This window comes from Phaeobacter sp. JH204B (genome assembly GCF_048055755.1).
Lineage (GTDB): Bacteria > Pseudomonadota > Alphaproteobacteria > Rhodobacterales > Rhodobacteraceae > Phaeobacter > Phaeobacter bryozoorum.
Genome location: NZ_JAYMXF010000020.1, coordinates 37,099 through 52,235 on the forward strand (window position 1 = coordinate 37,099; position 15,137 = coordinate 52,235).

The window sequence follows — 15,137 nt, forward strand, 5'->3', positions numbered from 1 at the left end:
ACCCCCGGCACCATGGAACAGGGCCCATTGGCATGGGCACGCACAGACGACGTTTTGCGTGCGGGGCAGAGTGCTCCGTCCCGCCTCCGCTTCTGGCGGCGCCGCCACTTGTTATTGCTCTTTGTTCTGGCCGGATATCACCACCGACCAAACAGCCGCAGCAGAGAACAAGAAAAGGACACTCCGGCAGGGCAATATGCCCCGACCGGACCATATCCATGCGCATCGCGGCCTGTGCAAACCCAAAGAGGCAAATCGCGGCCATGACCGCGAAAACCGACAGGGGGTGGGCAGAAACCTGCATTCAGGGCGATGCTAGGTCGGTTTTGTTATGTTTTGGGTCGGATGGATTTGGCGCGGAATTTGCAGGCGGGGCATAACTCCCTGCAAACGAGTCATCATTTTCCGGAGAGCGGGCCCATGAAAACCCAAGTCAAAGCATTGGTCGTCGGCGGTGGTGCCGTCGGGACATCTATTGCCTATCACCTCGCCAAGGCAGGCTGGGACGATGTCATGCTGATCGAGCGGGATGAGCTGACCTCCGGCTCGACCTGGCACGCAGCCGGCCTGCTGCCGCTGTTCAACATGTCCTATGCGACCACCCACATCCACAAGTACTCGGTCGATTTCTACAAGACCCTGGAAGAGGAAACCGGCCTGAACGCGGGTTTCGCCGTGGTGGGCAACCTGCGCATGGCGCAGACCCAGGAGCGCATGGACGAATACATGCTCTATGCCTCCACCGCAGAGACCTGTGACGTGGCCTATGAGTGGCTGACCCCGGATCAGATCAAGGAGCGCTGGCCGCTGATCGAGACCTCCGACCTGAAAGGCGCGATCTACCACACCGAAGACGGCTACATTAACCCGGCAGACGTGACCCAGGCGATGGCCAAGGGCGCCCGTCAGCGCGGCGTTGAGATCCACCGCAAGCTGCAGGCCGATGCCTTCCACTGGACCGGCACCCACTGGGAAGTCACCTGCACCAAGATGATCGAAAAAGGCGGCAACCTGGTGGAGAGCGACGAGCAGGTCGTGATCACCGCCGAGCATGTCGTGACTGCCTCCGGCAACCACGCACAGCGCACCGCCAAGATGCTGGGCATCAAGATGCCTGCGATCCCGGTCGAGCACACCTTCATCGTCATGGACAAGGACCCCGAGCTGGTCAAATGGCGCGAAGCCGGCAACCCCGAGCACCCGGTGATCCGCGACGCCGACAATGAATCCTACGCCCGCGAAGAGCGCGGCGGCTGGATCCTTGGCATCTATGAGCACGGCGCGCCCGCGCGCTTTGAGCATGGCGTGCCCGACAGCTTCCGCGCCGACCTGTTCCCGCTGGATCTGGACCGGATTGCCGACCAGTATATGGCGATGGCGGAACGCGTGCCCTCCTGCGCCGAGAGCGGCCTGAAGGACGATTTCAACGGCCCGATCTGCTACACCCCCGACGGCAACCCGCTGGTTGGCCCGGCACCGGGCCTGCGCAACATGTGGCTGGCTGAGGGCTTCTCCTTCGGCATCACCGCCGCCGGCGGCACCGGCTACTACCTGGCGCAGATGATGGTGGACGGCGAGGCCGAGATCGACATGGCGTCGCTCGACCCGAAACGCTACTCCTCCAACTGGATGACCACCGAGTTCGCAGCCCGCAAGAACGAAGAGTGCTATGAGCACGTCTACATCCTGCACCACCCGGATGAAGAGCGCCCCGCCGCCCGTCCGCTGCGCACCGCGCCCGCATATGAGCGCCAGAAAGCGCGCGGCGCACAGTTCGGCTGGGTCAACGGCTGGGAACGCCCGAACTACTTCGGCCCGCTGGATGCCCCCGACAATTTCGACGAGGAAAGCCGCTCTTTCCGTCGTGGCAAATGGTGGCAGCACGCTGTGGACGAAGCCAAGGCCATCCGCGAAGGCGTTGGTCTGGTGGATGCAACGGCCTTTACCAAGCATGTCGTCAAAGGCCCCGGTGCGACCCAGTTCCTCGACTGGTTCACCTGCAACAAGCTGCCGAAGATCGGCCGCATCAACCTGACCTATGCGCTGACAGCTTTCGGCACCACCCGCACCGAATACACCATCGTGCGCAACGGCGAGAACAACTACTACCTGGTCTCCGCCGGTGCCTGGTCCGAGTATGACGCCGACTTCCTGCGCAAGGCGGCCGAGGACAAGATGGAGGAGTTCGGCTACATCGAGATCCAGGACGTGACCACCCAGTGGGGCGTCTTCGCCATCGCAGGCCCCAAGTCGCGCGATGTGCTGAAAGAGGTGATCGTCGACGCCGATCCGGAAACCGCACTGTCCAACAAGCGCTTCCCCTGGCTGTCTGCCAAGCAGATCGAACTGGGCATGTGCCCGGTCAATGCGATCCGCGTGGCCTACACCGGTGAGCTGGGCTGGGAGCTGCATCACCCGATCGAGATGCAGAACTACCTGTTCGACCTCTTGGAGAAGGCGGGCGAGAAGCATGGCATGAAGCTGGTCGGCGCCCGCGCCCAGAACTGGCTGCGGCAGGAAAAATCCTACCGTGCCTTCGGCAACGAGCTGGGCCGCGACGCGACCCCGCTGGAAGCCGACCTGCCGCGCTTTGTCGATCTGGAGAAGGACTTCCACGGCAAGGACAAGCTGGTCGAGACCGGCGTCCGCGTGAAATGCTGCACCCTGCTGATCGACGGGCCGGAAGATGCCGATCCCTGGGGCCGTGAGGCACTTTATGCTGAAGACGGCACCCGTGTGGGCCGCCTGACCTCCGGCGGTTATTCGGTGGCCTTCGAGAAATCCATCGGCATGGGCTACGTAAAGCCTGAGCACGCGGTGGAAGGCACCAAGCTGAAGGTGAAGATCCAGGACAAGTTGTGGGATGCGGTTGTCACCTGCGACAGCCCCTATGATCCAAAGAACGAAACCATCCGCATGAATGGCTAAGGTCTGACGGAAGAGATGAGAAAGCCCCGGCCATTGTGCCGGGGCTTTTTTTCATGTGTACCGGACCCAACAGCGCGATCCTGACAGGGCTGACAAACCCCGTCAGACACGTCCCTCCATGATCGCCTTGACCACAGTTGGATCGGTGATCCCTTCGGAGCCGATGATCACAACACGTGACGCAGTATCCAGCTTCAGCTCATCACGCAGGTCGTGGTCCAGCGCTCCGCACATCAACCCGATAAGACCGGCAACCGCGCTTTCGCCAGCGTCGATGCCGGGATCGCCACATGCTCCACCTGCGAGCAATCGGACGGCTGGGGCGACCAGGCTTTCGGGAATGGTCATGAAACTATCGACGGACTCGCCCAGAACCTCCCAGGCAATCTGCGAAGGCTCGCCGCAGGACAATCCTGCCATCAGCGTTTCCGAGGTGATCGAAACAGCGGTCGCCGCATTGGCCTTGCCGCTGGCAAACAGACAGGGCGCCAGTTCCGGCTCGACAATGATGCTGCGTGGAGCGGCATTGCCCCATTCCTGATGGAAAACCGCAATCACCGATGCAGCCAGCCCGCCAACGCCGCCCTGAAGGAACACATGGGTTGGCGGTTCAGGCAGGTCTCTCACGATTTCCCGCGCCATCACACCGTAGCCGGCCATGACATCCAGCGGTGGCTGCCTATAACCGGGCCAGGAGGTGTCCGACACAATTTTCCAGCCGTGTTTCGCGGCATCAATACGGGTCTGCGCAACCGTTGCATCATAGTCGCCATCGACGCGAATAACCTCGGCTCCCAGCGCCTGCATCGCTTCGGCGCGAAAGCGGCTCACTTCGGCATGGATGTAAATTCGGCACGTCGCGCCAAACCGCTGCGCGCCCCAGGCCACCGACCGGCCGTGATTGCCATCGGTTGCCGAAATCACGGTGATCTCCGAAATCTGATCTGCGAAACTGCCGCTGTGCAGGTCTTCGACGGTGATGGCCCGGCCCGTGGTCTCTGACAGCTCGCGCTGAAGCACGCGCAGAACAGCATAGGCCCCACCCAAGGCTTTGAAGCTGCCCAGACCGAACCTCGGTCCTTCGTGTTTGTAGTGGATCGCCTGAATGCCCAGCCTGTCCGCAAGGCTGGTCAAATTTGGCATCGGGGTCGGCTGGTAGCCGTCCCAGGTGCCGATTTCGCGGGCAGCCTCGTCAAATCCGCGACGAGGCAGAGCGTCCTGTACCTTCGGCCCCAACCTTGGTTGGGTGGTAAAGACATCTGGTTTGGTGGTTCTGAATATGTCTAGCATCATACGATCCTTTTTTGCGCCTGCGCAAAAATACGTCGCTTTACATGGGTTATGGCTTCGGAATCATGGACCGCCGTGCAAAAATTGCGCACAGATATGGCATGGGAAAAGAAAATTTATCACAGGGGCCGGATTCCTATGATCTGGCGATCCTGCGGATCCTGCAACAGGACTGCACCAAGCCACAGCGTCAGATCGGCGAGATGGTCAATCTGTCGACTGCATCGGTCCAGCGGCGTATCCGGTGTATGGAGGCGGATGGCGTGATTTCGACCCAGGCCGCCCAGATCGAGCCGAAGACGGTCGGCCTGCCGCTGACCATTCTTGTGGAGGTCGAACTGAGGGCCGAGACAGCGGGCCGGATCGACGATATCAAGCGCAGCTTCCAAGACGCTCCGGAAATCCAGCAATGCTACTATGTCACCGGCGAAGTGGATTTCATCCTTGTGGTGATCGTTGGGGACATGTCGGAATATGAAGCGCTGACGCAACGGCTGTTTTTTCCGAATGACAATATTCGGAAGTTCCGCACCTTTGTCACTATGGACCGCACCAAGTCGACGATGCAGCTGAATATCTGACCGGTGCCTGACGTGGCGCAGGGCCGACGCGGTCACCTATGTGCCAGCTCTCACCTCGATTGACGTATCGCCACCAGCGCCAGATTGTTGGCGGGCATCTCGATCACCTGGCGCATCTCCAGCCCGCTGTCTTGCAGCCAGTCCATCACGTCGAAATCATCCTTGTAACCGACCTCCGGGTCATGGGCGGTCAGCTTGGCGTGAAAGCTGCGGTCGCCCTCGCTGGTCAGCTCACCGCCGCGCATGAACGGGCCGTAGATCAGGAAGTGCCCGCCCGCCGCCAGATGGCGCGCGGCCTCGCGGATCAGGGTCTGGGCCTCGGGCGTGCTGATCAGGTGCAGCAGATTGCACAGCACGATCAGATCAAAGCGGCCCAGCCCGTCGGGCCAGGGGGCTTCGGTGGCATCGAGCTGGATCGCCGTCGCGATATTGCCACAGCCGCTGTCACCGGTATAGGCATTGATGCTGGTCAGGCGTGCCGGGTTCACATCGCTGGGCTGCCAGTCCAGATGCGCGCAGCGGCCGGCAAAGCCGACCACATGCTGCCCGGTGCCGCTGGCAATTTCCAGCGCGCGGGGGCGAGGGCCATCCGCACTGTCGGGTTGCGGGGCAATCCGGGCCAGAAGATCCGCGATCGGCTCCAGATTGCGCGCCGCCGACGGGGCAAAGAGTTTTGCCCCTGCATCCGGCAGCGTGACGGAGGCCTCTCCGGGCACCGTGCGCACAACCATCAGCGCAGCCTTTCCGGGCTGAGCGCGGCCACGTTCGTGGCGTCGATGTCCGGTGTCTGCCCGGTGACCAGATCGGCAATCAGCCGCCCGGCGGCGGGGGAACTCTGCACGCCATAGCCGCCCTGACCTGCACACCAGACAAAACTGGCCACCGCCGGATCCGGCCCCAGCACCGGCACGCCATCGGCTATAAAACTGCGCAGGCCGGCCCAGTTGTGCTCAACTCGGGTGACCGGGGTTTTCACCATCTCCTCATAGCGGGCCAGCCCCTGGGCAAGCACCATGTCATCGGCGTAGGCATCCTGCGGCGGCACCGGATCGGCGTCAGCGGGCGAGACCAGCAGCTTGCCGGCATCGGGTTTGGCATACCAGCTCTCACCGACGCCCATGATCATTGGCCAGGTGGTGACATCGTGGCCACCGGGCGCGGGCAGCCGCGCCATGGAGCGGCGCTTGGGTTGCAATCCGATGGGCGCGATCCCGGCCATCTGCGCCAGCTCATCCGCCCAGGCCCCGGCCGCATTGATAATCGTTGTGGCGGTGATCACATCGTCACCGCAGCTCACCTGCCAGCCCGCGGTGCTGCGGTCCAGACCGGTGACAGCGGCGCGGGTGCGGATGTCACCCCCATGGGCGCGCAGCTCTCTGGCAAAGCCCTGCAACAACAGGTCCGCATCCAGATCCTGCGCCGCATCATGGCTGGCCGCAAATTTGACCTGCTCGGGATCAAGCACCGGCACCATCTGGCAGGCCGCCGCAACCGAAATCGGCGTCAGATCCAGCTCGGCGCAATCGGCCTCGAAACGCGCGGCCTGATCGGCGCGCCCGACCAGCAGCAGCCCGCGCGGGCTGAGACAGCCATGGGCGCGGTGGTGGGTCTCACTGGCCCGGCTCAGCGCCTGTACCGGCGCGGGGCCGTAATTGGCCTCAAACATCGCCGCAGAGCGCCCGGAGGAGTGATAGCCAAGCGCCTCTTCCCGCTCCAGCACCAGAACACGCCCCCGTGGCGCAAGGGCGGCGGCGGCGCTCAGACCGGCAAGCCCGCCGCCGATGATCAGATAGTCGACCGCTGTCATTGCTGTTCCTCCAGCCGGTCGGTTGCGGGCGCCGGACGCGGTGACAGCGCCGACATGCGGGCGTAGAGGTCCGGCGTCACCTCGATCTCCAGCGCCGCCAGCGAGGGGCGCAGCTGTGCGAGTGACCGGGCTGAGATAATGGGGGTCACATTGCGCCCATAGGCGGCGGCCCAGGCCACGGCGAGGCTGGCCGGATCAACCTCCAGTTCGGCGGCAAGATCGGCCAGGGCACGGGCGCTCTCCTGCATCCAGGGCTGACCATAGCGTTCGGCGTAACGCGGATCCTCGTCCAGCCGTCCCCGGCTGTGACCCGCCTGCTGGGCACTGCTGTATTTGCCCGTCAGCATCCCGCCGCCCAGTGGCGAATAGGGGGCCGCATGCAGGCCCTGATCAGCGCACATCGGCAGGATCTCCACCTCGACCTGACGCTTCAGCAGCGAATACATCGGTTGCAGGATGGCGGGCCTCAGGTCGAATTCCTGCCCGATCATGATCGCCTTCATCACCTGCCAGGCGGCAAAGTTCGACAGCCCCAGATAGCGGATCTGCCCGGCGTCGCGCAGCTCGGCGAGACAGGCAAGGGTCTCGCGCAGGTCCGTCTCTTCGTCGTAGCGGTGCAGGTAGAGGATATCGACCATGTCCTGCCCCAGACGCGCGCGCGACTGATCGAGCTGGCGCCGGATATTGTCAGGGCCTGCGCCGCCGGTATAGGCGACCTTGGTGGCGATCAGCAGGCTGTCACGGTCTTCCCGGATCAGCTGGCCCAGCAGCGCCTCGCTACGGCCCTCGGTATAGACCCAGGCGGTGTCGAAATGGGTCACCCCCGCAGCGCGGCAGGCCTGGTACATTTCGGCCGACTGGGCAGCATCGGCGCGGCCGCCAAATTGCATGGTGCCAAAGGCAAGGGGGCTTGCGGGGGTGCCGTCGAGGCTGATCAGTTCGGTGCTCATGCGGCGGAGGGTGGCACGCATCTGCGGCAATCAAAAGCGCAAAATATCGGCGCGGGGCATAAAGAGATCTGCGCGAGACACCGGCTCTGCCCTATCATAATCGTGAGTGGCAAAGCCCCGGTGCGCAGGGTAGGGGAGAGTATGTTCGATTCAAAAATTCGCCCGCTGATCGACCCGATGCTGAATGCCCAGGGGCAGGTCATCGCGCGCGCGGGCATCAGTGCCAATCAGGTGACGCTTCTTGGGCTGGCGCTGGGGCTGCTGGCGGCCGGGATGATCGCCTGTTCGCTCTTTGCGCTGGCGCTGCTGCCGCTGCTTCTGTCGCGGCTGGCCGATGGTCTGGACGGCGCGGTGGCACGCGCCAGCGAGCCAAGCGATTTTGGCGGCTATCTCGATATCACCTGCGATTTCCTGTTCTACGGTGCGGTCCCCCTTGCTTTTGTGCTGGCGGATCCTGTGCAGAATGGCGTGGCCGGGGCGTTCTTGCTGATGACCTTCTATGTGAATGGCACCAGTTTCCTCGGCTATGCGGTGCTGGCGGAGAAACACAAGATGACAAGCACGGCGCGCGGGGTCAAAACGCTTTATTTCACCGGCGGTCTGCTGGAGGGGGCGGAGACGATCGGTTTTTTCGTGCTCTTGTGCCTGCTGCCTGCGTGGTTTGCACCGATGGCCTGGGTGTTTGGCGCGCTCTGTCTGGTGACCGCCACCTCCCGCGTGCTCCTGGCGCTGCGGGTGTTCCGCCGCGACTGATGGGCAGCACCGCTGCCGGCGCGGTTTGAGTATTTATGGAAAGATGACGGGCAGGGCCGCGCGCGCTTTGAGGTTCGGCCCATGAACGGACACGGGAGCGGACCCGAGATCTGCGGCCGGCATCTGCGCGGGATTATCGGAGGGTGCGCAGCACCACGTTCGAGTTCGAACCGGCAATCCAGTCGCTGGCCCCGATCCTGTCATTGAGCGCCGTCAGCGCGGCGACATCCGGCACGGCACATCTGACGATGGCGTCGATCTCACCGGACAGAGACAGCACCTCCTGCACGCCCTCGAGCGAGGCCATCCAGGTCAGCGCATCGGTGCATGGGCGGACCGCAATTCTGACGAAGAGGACCGCCCGGATCAGGTCGTCCTGAGGCTCTGATAGCTGAACCCGATATCCGCTGATCACGCCACGTGTCTCAAGCTTCGACAGCCGGTCCTGAACCGCGGTCCGGGACAGGCCGATCTGGCGCCCGATTTCGGCAGCGCTGGTGCGGGCGTTCCGTTCCAGAACCGCCAATATCCGTTTGTCCGTCCGATCCACGTTGAATTCCCCGATTGGCAGGCTGATCACGTCGGACCGCAAGTATCCGATCCGTTGCCGCAGCCGTAACATCGCAGTTGAGATGAACCACATCAACCACAGCAGCCGGGGGTAGGGCATGAAGAAGATCACCGCAACGGCGTTTACGGGCGAAAAGGCCTGGGACGCGCTGGATATCGAACGCATAAGCGATGCAACCGTGCGGCTGCATTGGACCGACGCGCCGTATAAATGGCATGTCAACGATGGCCCTGAGGTCTTTGTCGTGCTGGACGGTGAGGTCGACATGCATGTTCGCATCGACGGGGCCGAGCGTATCCTGCGCCTGCTGCCGGGTGACATCTTTCATGCCGAGAGCGGCGATGAACATCTGGCGCATCCCGACGGGCCGGTGCGGGCGCTTGTCATTGAAACGGCGGGCAGCATCTAGACGGCGGCATTTGCCCTGCGGTCGCGCGAGAGGAACAGCGACGGCCGCTATGAAAAAGGCCCGCCGGACTGGCGGGCCTTTCTGCTGCGGGTCATCTGAAGGCGGTGGCCGCTTATTGCGGAATGTCGCCTTCCAGGCCTTCGACGTAGAAGTTCATGCCGGCCAGGGTGCCGTCATCGGCGGTCTCGCCTTCGGCCAGCCAGTCGGAGCCGTCCTGCTTTTTGATCGGGCCGGTGAAGGCGTGGTAGGAGCCATCGGCCAGCGCAGCTTTCAGCTCCAGTGCGGAGGCTTTCACATCAGCGGGAACCGCATCGGAGATTTCACCGATGCCAACCATGCCGGCGCCAATGCCGTCCCAGGTGTCGCTGCTTGTCCAGGTGCCGTCGATCACGGCCTTGGTGCGGGCGATGTAATAGGGCGCCCAATTGTCGATGATCGAGGAGACGCGCGGCTTGGGCCCGTATTCGGCCATATCAGACGCCTGACCAAAGGTGATCACATTGCCTGCGGCCTGTGCGGCGGCCTGCGGTGCGGTGGAATCGGTGTGCTGCAGGATCACGTCAGCCCCCTGTTCGATCAGCACCTTGGCGGCATCAGCCTCTTTTGCGGGATCAAACCAGGTGAAGGCCCAGACGATCTTGAACTGGACGTCAGGGTTCACCTTCTTGGCGTGCAGATAGGCCGAGTTGATGCCGCGGATCACTTCGGGGATCGGGTAGGAGCCGATGTAGCCGATGATGTTCGACTCCGTCATCTGGCCGGCAATGTGGCCCTGAACCGCGCGCCCCTCGTAGAAGCGGGCGGAGTAGGTCGAGACGTTGTCGGCGCGCTTGTAGCCGGTGGCGTGCTCGAACTTCACGTTCGGGAATTTCTTGGCGACGTTGATGGTGGGATCCATGTAGCCAAAGGAGGTGGTGAAGATGAGATCCGCACCTTCCAGCGCCATCTGGGTCATCACGCGCTCGGCATCGGGGCCTTCTGCGACGTTCTCGACATAGACGGTTTCGACCTTGTCGCCGAATTCCGCAACCACGGCCTTGCGGCCCTGATCGTGTTCATAGGTCCAGCCACCGTCACCGACAGGGCCGACATAGACAAAGCCCACTTTGGTCTTGTCCTCGGCCAAGGCCGCACCGGTGGCCAGGCCAAGCGCCACGGCGGCGCTGGTCAGAAGGTTGGTCAGTTTCATCAGGTTCTCCCCAGTTGCATCTATTGGCCCCGACAGCGGGGCAGTGAAAAGCCCCCCGTCAGCGGGAGGCGTGGAAGTTGCGGCCAAGGGCGGCAGGTGCGCTGCTTTTGTCCGCCGAAAGAATGACAAGCACGATAATTGTGATCACGTAGGGCGACATTGCCAGATACTCCACCGGGATGGCAACGCCTGCCGCTTGCAGATTGAGCTGCACCACGGTGACGCCGCCAAAAAGATAGGCACCAAGGAGTGCGCGCCAGGGTTTCCAGCTGGCAAAGACCACCAGCGCCAGCGCAATCCAGCCCACGCCCGCGGTCATGCCTTCGGTCCATTGCGGCACCCGGATAAGGCTGATGTAGGCCCCGCCGATACCGGCACAGGCGCCACCGAACATGATCGCCATCAGGCGGATGCGGATCACCTTATACCCCAGCGCATGGGCAGCATCGTGGTTTTCCCCCACTGCGCGCAGCACCAGTCCGGCGCGAGAGAATTTCAGCAGCGCCCAGACTGCGGCGGTCAGCGCGATGCCGAAATAGAGGATGATGTCATGGCCAAAGAGGATCGGGCCAATCACCGGCAGGTCGCTCAGGACTGGGATGTGGATGTCGCTCATCTGTGGCGGTTTCACACCGACGTAGGATTGCCCCATCAGCGCCGACAGGCCGAGGCCGAACAGCGTCAGCGCCAGACCGGAGGCCACCTGATTGGCCTGCGCCACAAGGGTTAGAAAGCCAAACAGAACCGACAGCGCTGCCCCGGCAACAGCGGCGGCAAGGAACCCGATCAGGGGCGAGCCGGTCTCCACCGCGGTGGCAAAGCCTGCGATGGCGCCGGTGATCATCATGCCTTCGACGCCAAGGTTCAGAACGCCTGATTTCTCCACCACCAATTCGCCAATGGCAGCGATCAGGATCGGTGTGGCCGCCACCATCAGCGAGGCGATGAGCAGGACCGGGTTGATTGCAGAAAGATCCATGTCACACCACCTCGGGTTTGCTGAGCGCAATGCGGAAATTGGTCAGGAGATCCAGCGCCAGAAGGAAGAACAACAGCATCCCCTGAAACACCTGGATCGCCGCCGAAGGCAGGCCCATGTTGGACTGCGCGATATCGCCGCCGATATAGGTCAGCGCCATCAGACCACCCGCCAGCAGGATGCCGACAGGGTGCAACCGGCCCAGAAAGGCCACGATAATGGCGGTAAACCCGTAGCCGACGTTGAAATCGATGGAGATCTGGCCAGAGGGGCCGGAGACCTCGAACAGACCCGCAAGACCCGCCAGCGCGCCGGAGGTGCCAAGGCAGAACAGCACCAGCCGGGTGGGGTTCACGCCCGCAAAACGCGCGGCACGTGGCGCCTCGCCAGTCAGGCGGATGTGATAACCCAGCATGTGACGGTTGAGCAGCACATAGGCAAAGATCACCGCGATCAGCGCCGCCACAACACCCCAGTGCATGCCGGTGCCCGTGATCAGCTCGGCGTTATGGGCGCTGTCCCAGGATTGCAGGTTGCGCGAGCCGGGAAAGCCAAAGCCCTCGGGGTTTTTCAGCAATCCCAGCGAGACCGAGGCGAGGAACTGCTCGGCCACATAGACCAGCATCAGCGAGACCAGGATTTCATTGGTGCCAAAGCGGGTTTTCAGCACTGCGGGGATCATCGCCCAGGCCCAGCCCCCCAGCGCGCCTGCCACCACCATCAAGGGAAAGATCAGTGCTGAGTCTGTAGGGTAAAAGGCAAGGCCAGCCCCGGCGCCACAGATGGCGCCCATGATATACTGGCCCTCTGCGCCGATGTTCCAGATACCCGCGCGAAAGCCCAGCGACAGGCCGATGGCGATCAGTACCAGTGGTGCGCCCTTCACCAAGAGCTGCGGGCGGTAGTAAAAAGCAAATTCGCCAAACAGCGGATCCCAGAAAATGGTGCGGATCGCCTCAACCGGGTTCTTGCCAAGGGCCGCAAACAAAAGCCCGCCCGCGATCATGGTCGCCAGCACCGCCACCAGCGGCGTCGCCATCGACCAGACCCGCGAGGGCTGTGGTCTCTTTTCTAGCCGGATCATTGTTGTTGTCCCCCCCGGTCGCAGATCTGTGCCTGCGTGCCTGTCATCTTTCCAAAAATACTCACACTCCCGACCCGGCAGCCCGCGCTGCGGCCGGGATGGGCACGCCCGGCTGCGAGGCTAGACATGCGCGACCTCCATCCCATGTGCTCCCCCCATCATCAGGCCGATTTCATCGACGCTCAGCCCGGTTGTGGGGCGCGGCGCGCTCAGGCGGCCTTCGTTCAGGGCGGCAAAACTGTCGGCAATCTCCATCAGCTCATCCAGATCCTGGCTGATGCAGATTACCGCAGTGCCCCCGGCGGCCAGATCCAGCAGCGACTGGCGGATCGCGGCGGCGGCGGCGGCATCCACACCCCAGGTCGGCTGGTTCACCACCAGAACCTCCGGGTTTTGCAGCACCTCGCGGCCAATGACGAATTTCTGCAGATTGCCCCCCGACAGCGAACGCGCCGCGTTTTCAGGTCCGGGGGTGCGCACGTCGAAATTCTTGATGACCTTCTCGGCAAATTCCTTGGCCAGCCCCCATTTCAGAAAGCCGTTGCTGGACAGGCCTTCGCGGGTGGCGGCGGTCAGCATGGCATTTTCCGTCAGGCTCATATCCGGTGCGGCGGCATGGCCGAGACGCTCCTCCGGCGCGGCCAGAATACCCAGGCGACGACGCGCAACAGGGCCAAGGTGGCCGACCGGCGCGCCATGCATCTTGACCGCATCGGCAGCGGTGGTGGTTTCGCCGGACAGCACGCCCAGAAGCTCGTCCTGGCCATTGCCCGCCACCCCGCCAATGCCGAGGATTTCGCCCTGGCGGACGGTCATATGCACATTCTTCAGCGCCGTGCCAAAGGCCGAGGGCGCAGGCACCGACAGGCCGGTGATATCCAGCGCCACATCGCCCAGATCGCGGCCCGCGCGCTCCGGTGTCTGCAGCGCGGTGCCCACCATCAGCTCGGCCATATCGCGGGCCGAGGTTTCAGAGGGGACACATTCGCCGACATTCTTGCCCAGCCGCAGGATGGTGGCGTGATCACAGAGCGTGCGGATCTCTTCCAGCTTGTGCGAAATATACAGGATCGAGGTGCCCTCGGAGCGCAGCTTCTGCAAGGTCTGGAACAGGATATCCACCTCCTGCGGGGTGAGAACCGAGGTCGGCTCATCCATGATCAGCAGCTTGGGGTCCTGCAACAGGCAGCGGATGATCTCCACCCGCTGGCGTTCGCCGGCAGAGAGATCGCCCACCGTGCGATAGGGATCCAGCGGCAGGCCATAGGTTTCCGAAACCTCGCGGATGCGGCTGGCCAGATCGCGCAGGGCAGGCGGCTGTTCCATGCCAAGGGCGATGTTCTCCGCCACGTTCAGCGCGTCAAACAGCGAAAAATGCTGAAACACCATCGCGATGCCATCCGCCCGTGCCTGTCGCGGCTCGGCCGGGGCATAGGGGGCGCCGCGCAGCAGCATGGTACCGCTGTCCGGTTTCACCAGCCCGTAGATCATCTTGACCAGCGTCGATTTCCCGGCGCCGTTTTCGCCGAGTAGGGCATGAACCTCTCCCGCGCCGATATCAAAGGAGACCGTATCGTTGGCAACAACACCAGGATAGGCCTTTGTCAAACCTTGCAGGCTCAGGAGAGGTTGGGTCACGCGCGTCTGTCCTTCTTCAACTCGTCTGTTGCGCCCATCCGCAAGAGCTCTGCCGCGACCCCGACCGCAATCATCTGCGGATGTTTGCCAAGGCCGGGATCCCCGATCGGGCAGGTGAGCCGGGCGATCTGCTCGGGCCGGTGGCCAAGATCCGCCAGCCGCGACCGGAACCGTGCCCATTTGGTGGCAGATCCGATCACCCCGGCAAAGGCAAAGCCGCGCAGCAATAAGGCGTGGCATAGCGCCAGATCCAGCGTATGGGAATAGGTAAGCACCAAATGCCGTGCATTTTCAGGGGCATGCGGCACCAGTGCCGCAGGTTCCGCCGCCGGAACCATGGTGACTGAGGGCGGGATCTGGGCGGGAAAACGGTCAGGGCCGGTATCGACCCAGGTGATGTCGAGATCCGGCAGCGGCGCCAGCACATCAACCAGAGCGCGGCCGACATGGCCCGCCCCCCAGATCCACAGCGGGGTTTCGGCACGATGGACCGGTTCCAGCAGCCAGCCGTCAGCCAGCTGCGCGTCGGGCCGCTGCCCCTGGCTGCGGGCCAGCGCCAGCTTGCGGCGCAGGCTCAGGGGTGGCTCGCCCGGCTCGCCCAGCTCGGTGGACAGGGCGCGCAGGATCACATCGCCATCCAGCCGGTCCAGATCGGCAGCGCGGTAGATCTCGCTCCACAGGGTGACGGAGCCGCCGCAGCATTGCCCCAGATCCGGGCCAAGCGCGCGGATGGTCTGCAAACGGGTCTTGCCATCCTGCAACTGGCGGCGGGCAGCCTCGGCGGCCTCATGCTCCAGCGCGCCCCCGCCGATGGTGCCGGACTGGCCGTCGTCCCAGACCAGCATGGCGGCGCCCACCTCACGCGGGGAAGAGCCGCGGATGGCGGCAATCACCACCCGCACCACCGTGCCATGGGCGCCGATCCTGCGGCGCAGATCCTGAAGATCGAACCCCATGG

General features: G+C 63.4%; 14 protein-coding genes. 4 read left to right on the forward strand and 10 right to left on the reverse strand.

The window, feature by feature from the left end; genetic code table 11:
* Positions 1-420 precede the first annotated feature (420 nt).
* Positions 421-2,928: a GcvT family protein gene (locus VXL81_RS11860; protein ID WP_416554394.1), complete on the forward strand. Its 2,508-nt coding sequence runs from the start codon at positions 421-423 to the stop codon at positions 2,926-2,928.
* A gap of 102 nt (positions 2,929-3,030) precedes the next feature.
* Here VXL81_RS11860 and VXL81_RS11865 read toward each other — a convergent pair whose 3' ends face one another.
* Complete coding sequence (locus tag VXL81_RS11865) at positions 3,031-4,221, reverse strand: diaminopropionate ammonia-lyase (RefSeq protein WP_416554396.1); 1,191 nt, start codon at positions 4,219-4,221, stop codon at positions 3,031-3,033.
* Positions 4,222-4,319: 98 nt separating this feature from the next.
* Between VXL81_RS11865 and VXL81_RS11870 the strand changes: the two genes are divergently transcribed.
* Positions 4,320-4,799: an Lrp/AsnC family transcriptional regulator gene (locus VXL81_RS11870; protein ID WP_416554398.1), complete on the forward strand. Its 480-nt coding sequence runs from the start codon at positions 4,320-4,322 to the stop codon at positions 4,797-4,799.
* A gap of 50 nt (positions 4,800-4,849) precedes the next feature.
* Here VXL81_RS11870 and VXL81_RS11875 read toward each other — a convergent pair whose 3' ends face one another.
* The 3 genes from VXL81_RS11875 to VXL81_RS11885 are packed head-to-tail and all read right to left on the reverse strand — an operon-like array spanning position 4,850 to position 7,556.
* Entirely contained in the window at positions 4,850-5,530 is a 681-nt protein-coding gene (locus tag VXL81_RS11875; RefSeq protein ID WP_416554400.1) for a DUF938 domain-containing protein, read from the reverse strand.
* Positions 5,530-6,606, reverse strand: a complete 1,077-nt coding sequence (locus VXL81_RS11880) for an NAD(P)/FAD-dependent oxidoreductase (protein WP_416554402.1) — start codon at positions 6,604-6,606, stop codon at positions 5,530-5,532. Before VXL81_RS11880 ends, VXL81_RS11875 begins: the two co-directional genes overlap by 1 nt.
* The gene (locus tag VXL81_RS11885; protein WP_416554568.1) at positions 6,603-7,556 is read right to left on the reverse strand and encodes an aldo/keto reductase; all 954 of its coding nucleotides are present in this window, start codon (positions 7,554-7,556) and stop codon (positions 6,603-6,605) included. The genes VXL81_RS11880 and VXL81_RS11885 overlap by 4 nt, the downstream gene beginning before the upstream one ends.
* Before the next feature lie 141 nt (positions 7,557-7,697).
* Here VXL81_RS11885 and VXL81_RS11890 point away from each other — a divergent pair, with 141 nt between their 5' ends.
* On the forward strand, positions 7,698-8,309 hold the full coding sequence (locus tag VXL81_RS11890) for a CDP-alcohol phosphatidyltransferase family protein (protein WP_340547467.1): 612 nt from the start codon (positions 7,698-7,700) through the stop codon (positions 8,307-8,309).
* Between the two features lie 133 nt (positions 8,310-8,442).
* Here VXL81_RS11890 and VXL81_RS11895 read toward each other — a convergent pair whose 3' ends face one another.
* Positions 8,443-8,979, reverse strand: coding sequence for an Lrp/AsnC family transcriptional regulator (locus tag VXL81_RS11895; RefSeq protein WP_231739530.1), 537 nt, complete (start codon positions 8,977-8,979; stop codon positions 8,443-8,445).
* Between VXL81_RS11895 and VXL81_RS11900 the strand changes: the two genes are divergently transcribed.
* Positions 8,978-9,289: a cupin domain-containing protein gene (locus VXL81_RS11900; protein ID WP_416554404.1), complete on the forward strand. Its 312-nt coding sequence runs from the start codon at positions 8,978-8,980 to the stop codon at positions 9,287-9,289. The two genes, VXL81_RS11895 and VXL81_RS11900, sit on opposite strands and share 2 nt — an antisense overlap.
* A 112-nt stretch (positions 9,290-9,401) precedes the next feature.
* On the opposite strand, the gene VXL81_RS11905 is transcribed toward VXL81_RS11900, so the two are convergent.
* The 5 genes from VXL81_RS11905 to xdhC all read right to left on the reverse strand — a co-directional run bounded on the left by VXL81_RS11905 (position 9,402) and on the right by xdhC (position 15,135).
* On the reverse strand, positions 9,402-10,478 hold the full coding sequence (locus VXL81_RS11905) for a BMP family ABC transporter substrate-binding protein (protein WP_416537545.1): 1,077 nt from the start codon (positions 10,476-10,478) through the stop codon (positions 9,402-9,404).
* 58 nt (positions 10,479-10,536) lie between these two features.
* A complete protein-coding gene (locus VXL81_RS11910; protein ID WP_340547464.1) occupies positions 10,537-11,457 on the reverse strand; it encodes an ABC transporter permease in 921 nt (306 codons plus the stop codon).
* A 1-nt stretch (position 11,458) separates the two neighbouring features.
* Complete coding sequence (locus VXL81_RS11915) at positions 11,459-12,541, reverse strand: ABC transporter permease (protein WP_416536578.1); 1,083 nt, start codon at positions 12,539-12,541, stop codon at positions 11,459-11,461.
* Positions 12,542-12,661: 120 nt separating this feature from the next.
* Complete coding sequence (locus VXL81_RS11920; protein ID WP_416540906.1) at positions 12,662-14,179, reverse strand: ABC transporter ATP-binding protein; 1,518 nt, start codon at positions 14,177-14,179, stop codon at positions 12,662-12,664.
* Entirely contained in the window at positions 14,176-15,135 is a 960-nt protein-coding gene (xdhC, locus tag VXL81_RS11925; protein WP_416554406.1) for a xanthine dehydrogenase accessory protein XdhC, read from the reverse strand. The genes VXL81_RS11920 and xdhC overlap by 4 nt, the downstream gene beginning before the upstream one ends.
* Between the last annotated feature and the right edge of the window lie 2 nt (positions 15,136-15,137).